Source organism: Kitasatospora sp. NPDC056273 (assembly GCF_042268845.1).
Lineage (GTDB): Bacteria > Actinomycetota > Actinomycetes > Streptomycetales > Streptomycetaceae > Kitasatospora.
This window is the reverse complement of the sequence record NZ_JBHJSJ010000001.1, coordinates 340,131-352,973: the sequence shown is the minus strand read 5'-3', so window position 1 is coordinate 352,973 and position 12,843 is coordinate 340,131. Positions and strand designations below refer to the sequence as shown.

The following is a 12,843-nucleotide window of genomic DNA, read 5'->3' as shown; positions in this document are numbered from 1 at the left end:
CCCTTGGCGGGGGAAGCACCTCCTGTCCCCAAAGGGCAGACCGCCGGCGCCGTGCACGGGAAGTCGGCCGGGCCGACTTCCCGTGCGGGCCTCCGCCGTCTGCCTACAGCGCGGCGAGGTGGTCGACCAGGTCGTCGAGGCCGAGCGAGCCCAGCGACAGCGCCTTCATGTGCCAGGCCTTGAGGTCGAACGCCGCGCCCTGCCTGCGGCGGGCGGCTTCCCGCCCCTCCAGCCAGGCGCGCTCGCCGAGCTTGTAGCCGATGGCCTGCCCGGGCCAGCCGAGGTAGCGGGCGATCTCGCTGCCGCGCATGTCGGCGGGGCTGCCGTTGTAGGTGGCCATGAACTCGGTGGCGAGCTCCGGGGTCCAGCGCTCGCCGGGGTGGAAGCCCGAGTCGACGGGGATCGGCAGGCCCAGGTGCATGCCGATGTCGATGATCACCCGGATGGTGCGCAGCATCTGCTCGTCGAGGAAGCCGAGGCGGTGGGCGGGGTCGGTGAGGAAGCCCAGGTCGTCCATGAGGCGCTCGGCGTACAGGGCCCAGCCCTCGACGTTGGCGCTGACCATGCCCAGCGTGCTCTGGTAGCGGCTCAGCCGGTCGGCGACGGCGACCCACTGGGCGAGCTGCAGGTGGTGGCCGGGGACGCCCTCGTGGTACCAGATGCTGACGAGCTGCCAGGTCGGGAACGCGTCCCGGCCGAGCGTGGGCAGGTAGGTGCGGCCGGGCCGGCTGAAGTCCAGGCTGGGGCCGGAGTAGTACGGTGCCGCGGCGCTTCCGGCGGGGGCGATCCGGGACTCCACCTTCCGCACTGGTCCGGAGATGTCGAAGTGGGTGCCGTCGAGGGCCTCGATCGCCCCGTCCATGATCTGCTGAAGCCAGTCGCGGATCCCCTCCTCGCCCGTGACCCGGTGGCCGTGCCGCTCCAGGTGGTCCATCGCGTCGAGGGCGCCGGCCCCGGGCAGCACGCGCCCCGCCTCGGCCCGCATCTCGGCGGCCGTCCGGTGGAACTCGCTCCAGGCCCAGGCGTAGGCCTCGTCCAGGTCGACGTCGGCGCCGGTGTGGTGGCGCACGGCGAGCCGGTAGCGGTCCCGGCCGACGGCGTCCGGGGTGTCGGCGGTGGCGGGGGCGTAGCTGTCGCGCAGCCAGCTGCGGAACTCGGCGACGGCGGCGGTGGCCTGGCCGGCGGCCGCGTCCAGGTCGCCGCGCAGCCGGTCGGGGCCGGGGGCGACGAAGTCGGCGAACCAGCCAGCGCCGGTGCCCGCCCGCTGGTCGGTGGCCTCACCGGTCCAGGCGGTGAGCTGGTCGATCACCACGGCCGCCTGGCGGGGCGCGGCGAACAGGCCCCGGGCCATCCCCTCGGTGAGCGTCGCCCGGTAGCCGTCGAGCGCGGCGGGCACGTTGCGCAGCCGCCCGGCCACGGCCGCCCAGTCCTCGTCGGTGACGGTCGGCATGTAGGTGAAGATCTCCCGCACGTGGTGCACGTGCGCGCCGATGTTGCGCAGCTGGCGGAAGTTCTCGCCCGCGTCGTGCAGGGCGAGTTCGGCGGTGAGGCGCTCCCGCAGCAGCCGGGCGCAGGCCCGGTCGGCGGGATCCTCGGTGGCGGGTGCGGTGTCGAGCGTACGGAGGGTGCGCCGGGCGATGTCGGCGAGTGCCTCGAACCCTTCCGGGGAGAGGTCCGGCTGCCGTTCGTCGCCGGGGTGCAGGCCCAACCAGGCGGCCTCCAGCGGGTCGTGTGCGGCCACCTGGTCGAGGTGGTGGTCGGCGATGGTGCGCGGGGTGATCTTTTCATCTGCCATGCGGCCATCCTGGCGCACCGTCAGAACACACCGCCGCCCGGGTGTCAGGGCCTCAGCAGTCCGCCCACCCACCAGTCGTGCGGCTGGCCGTCGTTGGCGTAGTCACGGTTGCGCAGGGTCCCCTCGACGGTGAAGCCGAGCTTCTCGGCGACGGCACGCGAGCCGGTGTTCCCGACCATGGCCCACCACTCGATGCGGTGCACGTCGATCGTGGCCCAGCCCCAGTCGCACAGGGCCCGGGCGGCCTCCACCGAGTACCCGCGTCCGCGCTGCTCCTTGACCGCCCAGTAGCCGAGCTCCCAGACGCCGCGCCGCCTGAGGCTCAGGCCGTACAGGCCGACCAGGGCTCCGGTGTCCTTGCGGAACGCGCCGAGGGTGTAGTCCTTGTCCTCCGCCCACTGGGCGGGCAGCCGCTCGCCGACCAGGTGCTCCGCGTCCGCACGCCGGTAGGGCACCGGCACCGGGGTGAAGAACTGGATGTCCTTGTCCTGGCAGGCCTCGTACACCGCGTCCACGTCGGCGGGCGTGAAGGCCCGGAGCAGCAGACGGTCGGTCTCAAGCGTCACTGGATCCATCGCGGCAGTATGACCACCGTCGGCAAGCGGCGGCCAGTGAATATCCGGACCGGCCATGGAGCGCGTCAGCCCGTGGGCATGCCGATCTGGTCGCGCTCCAGGGCGGAACGCAGCTCCGCGAGGGCCTGCGCGGCGGCCGCCACGGGGGACGTCTTGAGCGCGTCCGCGGTCAGCTCGGCCAGGCGCTCGGTGAAGGTCCCTTCCGCCGTGTCGACCAACTCCCGGCCTTCGTCGGTCAGTTCCAGCAGTGACGACCGGCGGTCCGAGGGGTTCGGCACGCGGGCGACCCAGCCCTGCCGCTCCAGGCGGTCGACGCCCTTGCTGGTGGACCCGATGCCGACGGCGAACTCGGCCGCCAGGTCCGCCACCCGGGCCCGGGGGTGGTCGCGGAGGTGGCGCAGGAACTCGAACTGGGACGTGACGATCCCGTGCCGCTCGCGGAGACGGTCGTTGAGGGCGTTGTACAGGCGCGTCTCGCATCGGACGAGGTCGGCGAAGAAGCTCGGGAGGTCGACCGTCTCGCCGGTCACTTTAGATGCCATGGCATATAGTCTACGTTAGATGCCTCGGCATATAGTGCCGAAGAAGCCACTTGCGACAGGAGCAGCCATCATGAGCAAGGAACAGCGCGCACAGGTCGACGCGATGCTGCGGCAGCCCCGGCCCGACGGCCCCCAGTCGGTCGAGGAGATCCGGGTCGGATTCGAAGCGCTGATGGCCCGGATGATCGTCCCGGACGGCCTTCGCACCACGCGGACGACGCTCGGCGACCGACCGGCGCTGTACGTCGAGCCGGGCGACGAGCTGGGCGAGGGGACACACACCGGGACGATCCTGTACTTCCACGGCGGCGGCTGGGTGTTCGGCTCCCCCGAGACGGCGATGTCGCTGACGGGGAACCTCGTGGCCAGGACCGGGTTCAGGGCGTACTCGCTGGACTACCGGCTCGCCCCCGAGCACCCGTTCCCGGCCGGGATCGAGGACGCGCTGGGCGCCTACCGCGCCCTCCTCGACAGCGGCGAGGACCCGGCAAGCATCGCGTTCGCCGGGGACTCCGCCGGCGGCGGCCTCAGCGTCACCACCTGCCTCGCCGCCCGCGACGCCGGCCTCCCGCTGCCCGCCGCGATCGTGGCCTTCTCCCCCGGCCTCGACGCCACCAGGACGGGCGAGAGCATGGACACCAAGGCGGGCATCGACCCGATCTTCACCCGCGAGAACCTGGAACACACCGGGGCCATGTACCTCGCGGGAGCCGACCCGCACCAGCCCCTGCTCAGCCCCGCCGTCCTCGCCGACCCGACGGGCTTCCCGCCGATGCTCCTCCAGGCGGGCACCAACGAACTGCTCCTGGACGACTCCACCCGCATGGCCGCCCGCGCCCGCGCGGCCGGAGTGGACGTGGTCCTCGACATCACCGCCGACGTACCCCACGTGTTCCAGTCCTTCGCCGGCGTGCTCGACGAGGCCGACCGGGCACTGGACCGCGCGGCCCTCTTCCTTGCACAGCACGTGCAGAATTCCGACTCCGCGGCCGGGTCCGCCCAGTAGAGTTCGGAGCCCTCCGGTCCGTATGGTCGCGACCCGGCCCGGCCGTCATGGTTGTGAAGGTTCTCGGCCTCCGTGTCATACGGGCAACCATGCGACCTGTGACTCCGTCCCCGGTCTCGGCCGGATGGCGCAGCTTCGGATTCTCACAGTTGTGACAGATCCTCGCGATCGCGGTGCCGCCTCTCGATGCGGTCGACCGGCGCTCTCAGGGCGGGTGAGGTCAGTTCCAGGTTGCGGTTGTCGCGTCCGGCGAGCATGTGGTCGAGCCAGCGTTCGTACCAGGCCAGGAAGTCCGTGGCCGACGAGACGTTGGGGCCCCAGAAGCCGTCAGCGTTTCCGGTGACGACGCGGCCCGCCAGGGGACCTGTGATGCCGAGAAGCACCAGGTCGGAGCACCCCGCCTCGATGATGTGCAGGAACAGGTCACTTCGGTGAGACGGGCCGCCGGCGAACGTGAACCCCCGAGGGCGGCCGGGCTCCCCGTGGGGGTCCATCGTGAAGAGCCGACATGACTGCAAAGGCAGCAGGCCATAGAAAGGCGATGCCCCGCCCCCGCCCAGCATGGTCAGGAAGCTGCGGTAGGGGTCGGGCAGTTCGATGTGGCGGTCGGCCTCGAACTCGGCGACCTTCGCGTCCGGCAACGGGGGTTTGAGGCGGAACCCGTGCTTCTCTTCACCGAAGGAGTAGCTTCGCAGCGCGGCATAGGGCACCTTGGCGAGCTTGCGTCGGATACGGGCGATCCGGGAGTCCATGTGAACTCTTCTCTCTGTCCTCCGCAAACTACCTGCTGTGGACAGTGATTCTCAATCCCGTGTCAGTTCGACCGGTCGGATGACATCGCGCCTGAGAACTGGCACAGGATCCGAGAACCTACCGGCTGGGCCTCACGACAACTGGACGACCGGCATTCCGAGTTCGGCCCGAGTAGCACCATGCGCAGGAAGTCGGCCGGGCGACTCTGCTGGCGAAGTCGATTTGCCGGGTATGTCGCAGCGAGCACTTCGTGACAAAACAGCTGGAAGCACCCATCCCGTGGTCTCATATGGTGAGACAAACCTGTCGCCATACCACAGAACCAGCCCTCGACTTTGCCAGCAGAGTCGCCGGGCCGACTTCCTGTGCACAGACGCCCACGCCGCCCGGCGGGTCCGGCCGGGCGGCGTGGGCGGGTCGGGCTTCAGGCCACCGGTTGGCGGTCTCGGCCAGGGCTGGGAGTTGCGGCGCGTTCATCCGGGCGGTGGGGCATCCGCAGGACGGCGACCGCGCCGAGGCCGACGACGGCGATGGCGAGGAGCAGGAGGAGCGGGAGGACGAGGTCGATCAGGAGTCGCACGGGGCCTCGGTCCTCTCGTAGTGCCGGAGGATCGCGAGGAGGTTGAGGACAGTACTGGCGGGAGCCATGCCGAAGCGGACCGAGACGCGGCCGTCGACCCCCACGTGGTCCGTGGCCACGCCGGGCCAGAGGAGGCCGAACTTGCGGCCCCGCTCCTGGAGTTCGTCGAGCAGGGAGGCGACCTCCGGCTCGGTGTAGGTGCGCATGATCGCGTCGGCCGGCCCGGTCGGGCGGCGGTGGTCGGCGGTCACGCGGCGGCGTCCAGCTCGAACCAGACGGATTTGCCCGATTTGCGAGACTCCGTGCCGAAGCGGTCGGTGAGCGAGCGGACGAGACGCAGGCCCCGGCCGGAGACGGCGAGGAGGTCGGAGCCGTCCCGCCGGATCGGGACGATGGGGCTGCCGTCGCTGACCGAGACCCGGAGCACGTGGTCGAGCAGCGCGATGACGACGAGCGGCGCCGCACTGCCGCCGTGGCGCCAGGCGTTGACGAACAGTTCGAGGAGCGCGACCTCGGCATCGGCGACCAGGTCGGCGTCCCACCCGGCGCGCGCCGTGAGCTCGCGCAACTCTTCGCGCGCGGCCGACCAGTCAGGGGGGATTTCGTGGGGGAACACGATGAAACCTCCGAGAGGGCTTCAGAGATGACCTTCGATCGACCAAACGCTCGATCGAAGCGATGGCATGACGGAAAAACGCAGCCGCCTACCAGGATTGGTCACGCAGGGCATGCGGCCAGCTACACTCAGCATGACGTGAGAGCCATCACATGTGCAAGCTGGCTCAACTAATCTGCAAAATCTCACATCGAACCCGAATTCGGTGCCACTCTCTGTCTGTTGTCGGTAGCGCCTATGCGATCAGCAAGGGCAGACTGGTCCACCGAGAGGTCAGGAGGGGCATCGCATGGCGGTATCAACCGTTCGCCGTCGTCGGCTGGGTGAGGAACTGCGAAGGCTCCGCGAGCAAGCGATGATCGCCGCAGACGCAGCAGCTGACGCCACGGGCATGAGCCTGGCCAAACTGAACAGGATCGAGAACGCCCGCTCAGCTGCCAAGATCGAGGACGTCAACAAGCTCCTCGACCACTACGGCTGCCACGACGAGGAGTTCCGCGCCGGCCTGATCGCCATCACGAAGGACGGCAGCAAGCGCGGCTGGTGGCTGAGCTACCGCGACGTGATCAACGTGTCCGCGACCGACCTGATCATGCTCGAAACCGAGGCTTCGACCTTCAAGACCTACGAACCCGCCTTCATTCCAGGGCTCTTCCAGACTGCCGAATACGCGCGGCTGGTCATCGACCGGCTCCGGACCACCAACGGCGGCACGGTTGACGATCTGGTGCAGGTCCGCATGGCACGGCAGTCCATCTTGACCCGCCCGAATCCCGTCGAGGTCTGGGCGGTCATCCACGAAGCCGCGCTCCGAGCCATCGCCGATCGTCCCGACGTCATGGGCCCACAACTCGACAAACTGCTCACCCTGAGCCGGCTGGCGAACGTCAACATCCAGGTGATGCCATCGGGTGCGGCAATACACCCGGGCATGAGCGGTGCGTTCGCTCTGCTCGGATTCCCTCAACGGAAGGACCTCGACGTCGTGTTCGTCGAAGGCCTGCTGGCCGGTTTCTGGGTCGAGGACCCGGCCGATGTCGAGCTCTATCGGGCGAAGTTCCAGGAGATCACGGCTGAAGCGCTTTCTGTCGGCTCCTCGCTCGAGTTCATCACCGCACAGAGAGAACGGATCAAGTGACCCACTACTCCAATGCCGCCGCGACTGGCTTCCCCTTCCGGAAGTCGAGCTACAGCGGCGGCAACGAGAACTGTGTCGAATACGCCCTCCTCCCTGAGGCTGTAGCAGTCCGCGACTCGAAGGACCCTTCCGGCCCCGCCCTGGCCTTCGACCGCGCGGCCCACTCCTCCTTCCTCGCCGCCGTCGCCACCGGCGAGTTCGACTTCGGGCTGCTCTGATCACCCCACAGAGAGGCAGGCTCACATGCCCATATCCCTGAACCACACCATCGTTCCGGCTGTCGACAACGAGGCGGCAGCCCGCTTCTTCGCCTCTGTCATGGGCCTCGAATACCAGGGCGCCGACCGGCACTTCGCTCCGGTGCGGGTCAACGACTCCCTCACCCTGGACTTCATGACCGTCGAGGACCCGGTCGGCCATCATCTGGCCTTCGACGTGGACCCGGCCTCCTTCGACGGGATCCTCTCCCGGCTCCGCGAGGCCGACGTGCCTTTCGGCGACGATCCCCGCGAGCCCGGCAACGGTCGGACCGACCACCCGTTGTGCCCTCGCGGGCTGTACTTCACCGACGACGCCGGGAACCTCTACGAGGTCATGTCCCCCGCGTGAACTCCTCCGCTCCACGCGGTGCCCCGCCCACCCGGGCGGGGCACCGTCATTGCCGCTAGATGAGGCCGCGCCGCATGGCGTAACCCACCGCGTGGGCCCGGTTGCGGAGGCCGAGGCGGGTGATGATCTCGTGCAGCACGTTCTTGACCGTGCGCTCCGAGTACGACGTCTTGGCGGCGATCTCGCTGGTGTCGAAGCCCTCCGCCACCAGCTTCAGCATCTCCGCCTCCCGTGCAGTTAACGTCGAGAGGGTCAGGCCGCGCCCGTCGAGCATGGTGCGCTGGAGGATGCCGATCCGGTCGAGCAGTTCGCCGAGCAGGTCGCCGGGCATCACGCCCTCCCCGTTGGCCAGGGCGGTGATGAGGTTCACCAGCCGGTCCTGGTCGGCTTCCGAGCGGCGCAGCACGGCGGCGACCCCGTTCTCCACGATGGTCTGCAGCCCGCCGGCCTCGAAGTGGCCCACCACCAGGCCTATCCGGCCGGTGGTGGCGAGGCGCAGCCGCCGCAGGTGTTCGGTCACCGTCTCCGTCAGCGCGTCGACCACCAGCAGGGAGACCTCGGCCTGCCCGGCCTCGCTCTCGTTCAGCAGGACGACCTCGGGCCGCTGGCGCAGTTGTTGGACCACGCCGGTCTGCAGGATGAGGTCCTCCGCGTAGACCGCCACCCGCACCTGGCTGGGCCTGCCGCGGAGTTGGGCGGGTACGCGCGGGACGGCGGCGCCGGCGGGCTTCGGTGCCACCGTGGTGCGGCGGGCTGTGACGACTTCCTCACGGGTTGTATCGGTCGACGTCATCGAACTGCTCCATTCTGCAAGTGCCTGCGAGGGTGACGGCCGGGCGCCGCGGGGCGGTGCCGGCCGGGGGCTTGGGGGCGGGTCACGTGGAGCCGGGCCGGGCCCGCGACGGGACCGGGCGGGGTCTCCGGTCGGTCCGTACGGGCAAGGGGTGTGGCCCCCAGCTTGCCCGTACGGCCCTCTTCTCCGGCGCGGTACGGCCCTACCGTCACGCTATGACCACATCCGCCGAACTCGGCCTGCCAGCACTCACGGTGGCCCCCGGTGGCGTGGCCACCACGACCCTGACGGTCCGCAACGACCTCGACATCGTCGAGGCTTACACGTTCGAGGTGGTCGGCGACTGTGCCGGCTGGACGAAGGTGGAGCCGGCCCGGGTCTCGCTGTACCCGGGGACGTCCGAGACCGTGACGGTCCGACTGGCCCCGCCGCGCTCCCCCGCCACCCGGGCCGGCGAGTTCCCGCTCGGAATCCGGGTGCTGCCGGTCGAGCGCCCCGACCTGGTGACGGTGCCGGAGGCCACGGTCACCGTGACGCCGTTCCAGGAGCTTCAGGCCGCGCTGGCCCCGCGCCGTCGCCGCGGCTGGCTGCGCGGGCGCTACCGGGCCTCGGTGCGCAACCTCGGCAACGCTCCGACCGGTGTGACGTTCACTCCGGGGCAGGCCGGTGAGGACCTGCGGTTCCGGGTCACGCCGGAGAAGCTGCGGCTGGAGCCCGGCGAGTCCGGGGAGGTGCGGGTGCAGGCGCGCACCCGCAAGCTGATCTGGTTCGGCAAGCAGGCGACCTGGCCGTTCGAGGTGACGGTGGGCCCGGAGGAGCGGGCGGACGGCAAGGACGCGAAGGACGGCAAGCCCGGCAGGGACGGCAAGGACGCGAAGGAGGAGAAGGCGCCGGAGGCCGCACCGGGCACCGCGCAGCCGCCCGTCCAGAAGCCGCTGCTGGACGGCGAGTTCCTCCAGCTGCCGATCTTCCCGAAGTGGCTGCTCGCACTGCTGGCGGCGCTGATCGCGCTGCTGCTGGCCTGGTTCGCCCTGGTCCGCCCGGCGGTGCGCAGCTCCGCCAAGCAGGCGGCCGAGAAGGCCGTCGCCCAGCAGATCGCCACCCCGGCCCCGCCCGCCGGCGTTCCGGCCGGTGACACACCGGGCAGCCCCGGTACCGGGAGCACCCCGGGCGGCCAGACCAAGCCGGGCGCCGGGAAGCCGACCACCGGCCCGGGCAGCCAGGGCGGTCCGGGCGGCCTGGCGGTGCCGGGGACCGGCCGGCAGAGCTCTGCCGCGATCGACGTCGTGACCGAGACCGGAACCGCCAAGACCGGCAGTTACCAGGTGCCGCACGGCAAGGTCTTCGACATCACCGACCTCGTGGTCGCCAACTTCCAGGGCGACCAGGGGCTGGTGACCATCATGGCCGGCAACACGACCATCACCACGATCGCCTTGGAGACCTTCCGCAACCAGGACTACCACTGGGTGACTCCCCTCCAGGTCCCCGAGGACCAGGCCGTGACCGCGAACGTGACCTGCGAGGTGCCGGGCACCCCGGCCTCGGGCAAGCAGGCGCCCACGTGCCACGAACTCCTCAACGTCAGCGGGACCCTGAGCGACATCCGGCAAGGAAACTGAGCGTTTCCAGGCCGTTCGTCTCCGAATTCCCGCTCCTCCCCCACGTCCCCCTCACGTCTCGTGACCATGTCAATACCCGACGGACACTGTTGCATCGTGCACCCGTCCGAACCAAACCGACCCGCCCGTAACCTGCTGTGATCTGCCCCTGAGGGCAACCGGCCTGGTCCCTGAGGGCAACCGGTACGCCCCCACGGGCGGTTCGGGATGCCCGACCCGGAAAAGCCGAACGCCGGTCCCCGCCCAACCAGGGCGGGGACCGGCGTTCGGTGTCTGTCGCGGGTGGCGGCCGCCGGATCAGAACCAGTGCAGGCAGTGCGGCGTGCGCTCGGCGCGGAACAGGGCGTCGGCGAGGGCGGCCGCGCCGGGGCGGTGGGCCAGGACGTGCCCGGCCCGGACGAGCGCGCTCGGGGCGGTGCCGCCGAGGTAGACCGCGCCCAAGTCCCGGATGTCCAGGGAGAGGTCCGGCTCCCGGTCGGTCGGGACGCACTCGGCCTTCCCGTCCCGGACGGTCAGCAGGTGGCGGTGGTGCTCGCCGAGGAACGGGTCGTCGACGTCCAGGACGAGCTCGCCGTCCGTGAACCAGCCGCGCGAGGTCAGCGCGCGCGGGACGTCCAGCAGCCGTACCCAGAGCCAGTCCGTCTCGCCGCCCGGCTGGACGGCGCGGAAGTCCTCCAGCTGCCAGCGCAGCGGGTGCTCCGCCGGGACGTGCTTGAGTACGACCTGGGCGGCCAGGTCGTGGCCGAGCACGAACCGGGCGAGGTCGGTGTAGCCGGCGTCGTCGACGGCGATGGTCTCGTCGACCGTCAGGGTGTCCCCGTCCATCGAGTAGCTGGCGTACCCGTCCGGCGTTCCGTCGGCGCCGCGGTGGACGGCGACGTGGCGCACCGTCGGGGCGGTCGGCACCTGGCCCGCGCCCAGCTCCCACCAGCGGCGCGGCCGGGACAGCGCGCCGGGCTGGGCGCGGCGGTAGCGGTCGTAGACCTCCTCGAGGATCCGCCCGCAGTCGGCCCGCTTGAACAGCTCGACCGAGCCGCCCACCTGAGCCCCGGCCGCCGACCGCGCCGCCCGGGGCGCGGCGAAGGCGGCCTGGTGGCGCTGCACCGTCAGCCGCTGGGTGTACGTCGCCGGGCCGTAGCCGAACCGGCCGTAGATCCCGGCCTCGGAGGCCAGCAGCACCGACAGGAACTCTCCCCGGCCCCGCAGCTCGGCGAGCTGGTGCCGCATCATCGCGGTGAGCACGCCCTGGCGCCGGTGGGTGGGCAGGACGCCGACGGCCGTCACCCCGGAGGTCGGGACGACGACCTGCCCGGGCAGGGTGAGTTCGAAGGTGTACGCACCGGCGGTGCCGACGGGCCGCCCGTCCGCCGCCACGGCGAGCAGGTTGCGGTCCATCTCGGTCGCGGCCCACCAGACCCCGCCGCCGTCCGCGCCGGGGGCGTCCGAGAAGCGCCCCAGCGCGGTGTGGAAGGTGGCGACGAACGCGTCGAGGTCCTGGTCGGTCGTGGAACGGATCTCCATGTGGTGCTGCTGCCTCCCCGTGTTGCCGGCGCCACTTCGTTTGGCGCCCCCCGAAGTTCAGCGCGGCCGCGCGACCGGGTCAACCGAATTAGGGGGCGTCGGATCAGGGGGCGTCGGAAGTCCCTCCGTGCCGGCGGTCCGGGTGGCCCGCGCCGCGCAGCAGCGAGCCGAGCGAGAGCATCGCGGACAGGCCGAGCAGCACCGTGGACCAGAACCAGAAACGCACCCAGGTGTCGGGGACGGGCAGCAGGACCGCCAGCACCGCCGGATACAGGACCAGCAGCCACGCCAACCGCCGCTCGGCTCCGGCCTGTTGGCGCAGCCGCCCGGCCGCCCGCTCGCCCTGCCCGGCGGCCCCACCGGTGACCAGCCGCAGCCCCTCGGCGGTGGTCAGCCGACACGTGTGCACCAGCGCCGCGATCATCGTGAGGAGCAGGGCGAGCCCCAGCAACTGGGCCCATTCGGGCACGCTGGGCTGGCCTGACGTGGTGACCACCAGCATCGGCACCGCGAAGAGCAGGGTGCTCGACGCCTCGAAGGCGACGAGCCGGGCGGCGGGGGTACGGGGCGCGGCCACCAGCGTGCGCTGGAAGACGGTCACCTGCCGGGCCGTGCGCTGCAGGTGGGGGACGAACTGGACGGCGCTCGCGCCGGTGCCGATCACGCCCACCCGCTTGGCCGACAGGTCCAGGTCGTGCCGCCACCCGGCGGAGTGGAACGCCTCTCCGGTGAAGCCGGCCAGGCCGGGCAGCGCGGGGACGGCCGGCTCCGAGAGGGGCCCTTGGGCCATCACCAGCAGCCCGGCGCTGAGCGGTCCGGCGCTGGTGTCCAGCTCCCAGCGCAGCCGCTCGGGGTCCCAGGTGGCGCGCCGCAGTTCGCAGCCGAGCCGCAGGTGGGGCGCCAGCCCGTACCGGCCGACGCAGTGCTTCAGGTACCGCTCGATCTCCTCCTGGGGCGCGAAGCGCCTGCTCCAGGCGGGGTTGGGTGCGAACGAGAACGAGTACAGGCGCGAGGGCACGTCACAGGCGCAGCCGGGATAGGCGTTGTCCCGCCAGGTGCCGCCGACCTCGTCGGCCCGCTCCAGGACCAGCAGGTCGCGGTGGCCCTCCCGCAGCAGCCGGATGGCCGTGCCGAGGCCCGCGAATCCCGCGCCGACGATGACGACGGACACGTGTCCGGGCGAGGCGTCGGCCGCTTCGCGCTGGGCCGGGCTCGTGGTGTGCGGGTCGGTCATGGTTCCCCTCCGGCCGAAGATTGTTCGAACTTAATGCTATCGTCGACGCAACGATCGTA

14 protein-coding genes and 1 pseudogene are annotated in these 12,843 nt (G+C 71.0%); 5 read left to right on the top strand and 10 right to left on the bottom strand.

The window, feature by feature from the left end; all coding sequences use genetic code 11:
- Positions 1 to 103 precede the first annotated feature (103 nt).
- The 3 genes from ACFCY1_RS01360 to ACFCY1_RS01350 all read right to left on the bottom strand — a co-directional run bounded on the left by ACFCY1_RS01360 (position 104) and on the right by ACFCY1_RS01350 (position 2,912).
- Positions 104 to 1,795, bottom strand: a complete 1,692-nt coding sequence (locus ACFCY1_RS01360) for a DUF885 domain-containing protein (protein WP_375873110.1) — start codon at positions 1,793 to 1,795, stop codon at positions 104 to 106.
- A gap of 44 nt (positions 1,796 to 1,839) precedes the next feature.
- On the bottom strand, positions 1,840 to 2,370 hold the full coding sequence (locus ACFCY1_RS01355) for a GNAT family N-acetyltransferase (protein ID WP_375873109.1): 531 nt from the start codon (positions 2,368 to 2,370) through the stop codon (positions 1,840 to 1,842).
- 65 nt (positions 2,371 to 2,435) lie between these two features.
- The gene (locus ACFCY1_RS01350; RefSeq protein WP_117485905.1) at positions 2,436 to 2,912 is read right to left on the bottom strand and encodes a MarR family winged helix-turn-helix transcriptional regulator; all 477 of its coding nucleotides are present in this window, start codon (positions 2,910 to 2,912) and stop codon (positions 2,436 to 2,438) included.
- Positions 2,913 to 2,982: 70 nt separating this feature from the next.
- Here ACFCY1_RS01350 and ACFCY1_RS01345 point away from each other — a divergent pair, with 70 nt between their 5' ends.
- The gene (locus tag ACFCY1_RS01345; RefSeq protein WP_375873108.1) at positions 2,983 to 3,918 is read left to right on the top strand and encodes an alpha/beta hydrolase; all 936 of its coding nucleotides are present in this window, start codon (positions 2,983 to 2,985) and stop codon (positions 3,916 to 3,918) included.
- A gap of 143 nt (positions 3,919 to 4,061) precedes the next feature.
- Here the strand turns inward: ACFCY1_RS01345 and ACFCY1_RS01340 are convergent, their stop codons facing one another.
- The 4 genes from ACFCY1_RS01340 to ACFCY1_RS01325 form a co-directional block, all read right to left on the bottom strand.
- A complete protein-coding gene (locus tag ACFCY1_RS01340) occupies positions 4,062 to 4,670 on the bottom strand; it encodes an SMI1/KNR4 family protein (protein ID WP_375873107.1) in 609 nt (202 codons plus the stop codon).
- 425 nt (positions 4,671 to 5,095) lie between these two features.
- A complete protein-coding gene (locus tag ACFCY1_RS01335; protein ID WP_375873106.1) occupies positions 5,096 to 5,251 on the bottom strand; it encodes a hypothetical protein in 156 nt (51 codons plus the stop codon).
- Positions 5,239 to 5,502: a hypothetical protein gene (locus ACFCY1_RS01330; RefSeq protein WP_375873105.1), complete on the bottom strand. Its 264-nt coding sequence runs from the start codon at positions 5,500 to 5,502 to the stop codon at positions 5,239 to 5,241. The genes ACFCY1_RS01335 and ACFCY1_RS01330 overlap by 13 nt, the downstream gene beginning before the upstream one ends.
- Positions 5,499 to 5,867, bottom strand: coding sequence for an ATP-binding protein (locus tag ACFCY1_RS01325; RefSeq protein ID WP_375873104.1), 369 nt, complete (start codon positions 5,865 to 5,867; stop codon positions 5,499 to 5,501). Before ACFCY1_RS01325 ends, ACFCY1_RS01330 begins: the two co-directional genes overlap by 4 nt.
- 289 nt (positions 5,868 to 6,156) lie before the next feature.
- Between ACFCY1_RS01325 and ACFCY1_RS01320 the strand changes: the two genes are divergently transcribed.
- From ACFCY1_RS01320 to ACFCY1_RS01310, 3 genes are read left to right on the top strand one after another with little or no spacing between them, the layout of a single operon-like run.
- Complete coding sequence (locus ACFCY1_RS01320) at positions 6,157 to 7,005, top strand: helix-turn-helix transcriptional regulator (RefSeq protein WP_063780053.1); 849 nt, start codon at positions 6,157 to 6,159, stop codon at positions 7,003 to 7,005.
- Positions 7,002 to 7,223, top strand: coding sequence for a DUF397 domain-containing protein (locus ACFCY1_RS01315; RefSeq protein WP_375873103.1), 222 nt, complete (start codon positions 7,002 to 7,004; stop codon positions 7,221 to 7,223). The genes ACFCY1_RS01320 and ACFCY1_RS01315 overlap by 4 nt, the downstream gene beginning before the upstream one ends.
- A 25-nt stretch (positions 7,224 to 7,248) precedes the next feature.
- Positions 7,249 to 7,614 carry a VOC family protein gene (locus ACFCY1_RS01310; protein ID WP_375873102.1) on the top strand — a complete coding sequence of 122 codons (366 nt, stop codon included), beginning with the start codon at positions 7,249 to 7,251 and terminating at the stop codon, positions 7,612 to 7,614.
- A 55-nt stretch (positions 7,615 to 7,669) separates the two neighbouring features.
- Here ACFCY1_RS01310 and ACFCY1_RS01305 read toward each other — a convergent pair whose 3' ends face one another.
- The gene (locus ACFCY1_RS01305) at positions 7,670 to 8,407 is read right to left on the bottom strand and encodes a response regulator transcription factor (protein WP_375873101.1); all 738 of its coding nucleotides are present in this window, start codon (positions 8,405 to 8,407) and stop codon (positions 7,670 to 7,672) included.
- Between the two features lie 215 nt (positions 8,408 to 8,622).
- Between ACFCY1_RS01305 and ACFCY1_RS01300 the strand changes: the two genes are divergently transcribed.
- Entirely contained in the window at positions 8,623 to 10,029 is a 1,407-nt protein-coding gene (locus ACFCY1_RS01300) for a hydrolytic protein (protein ID WP_375873100.1), read from the top strand.
- Between the two features lie 297 nt (positions 10,030 to 10,326).
- Here the strand turns inward: ACFCY1_RS01300 and ACFCY1_RS01295 are convergent, their stop codons facing one another.
- Both ACFCY1_RS01295 and ACFCY1_RS01290 read right to left on the bottom strand, forming a co-directional pair.
- The gene (locus tag ACFCY1_RS01295; protein WP_375873099.1) at positions 10,327 to 11,550 is read right to left on the bottom strand and encodes a GNAT family N-acetyltransferase; all 1,224 of its coding nucleotides are present in this window, start codon (positions 11,548 to 11,550) and stop codon (positions 10,327 to 10,329) included.
- A gap of 580 nt (positions 11,551 to 12,130) precedes the next feature.
- A pseudogene (locus tag ACFCY1_RS01290) lies at positions 12,131 to 12,784 on the bottom strand (flavin-containing monooxygenase); the annotation flags it as partial.
- Positions 12,785 to 12,843 lie beyond the last annotated feature (59 nt).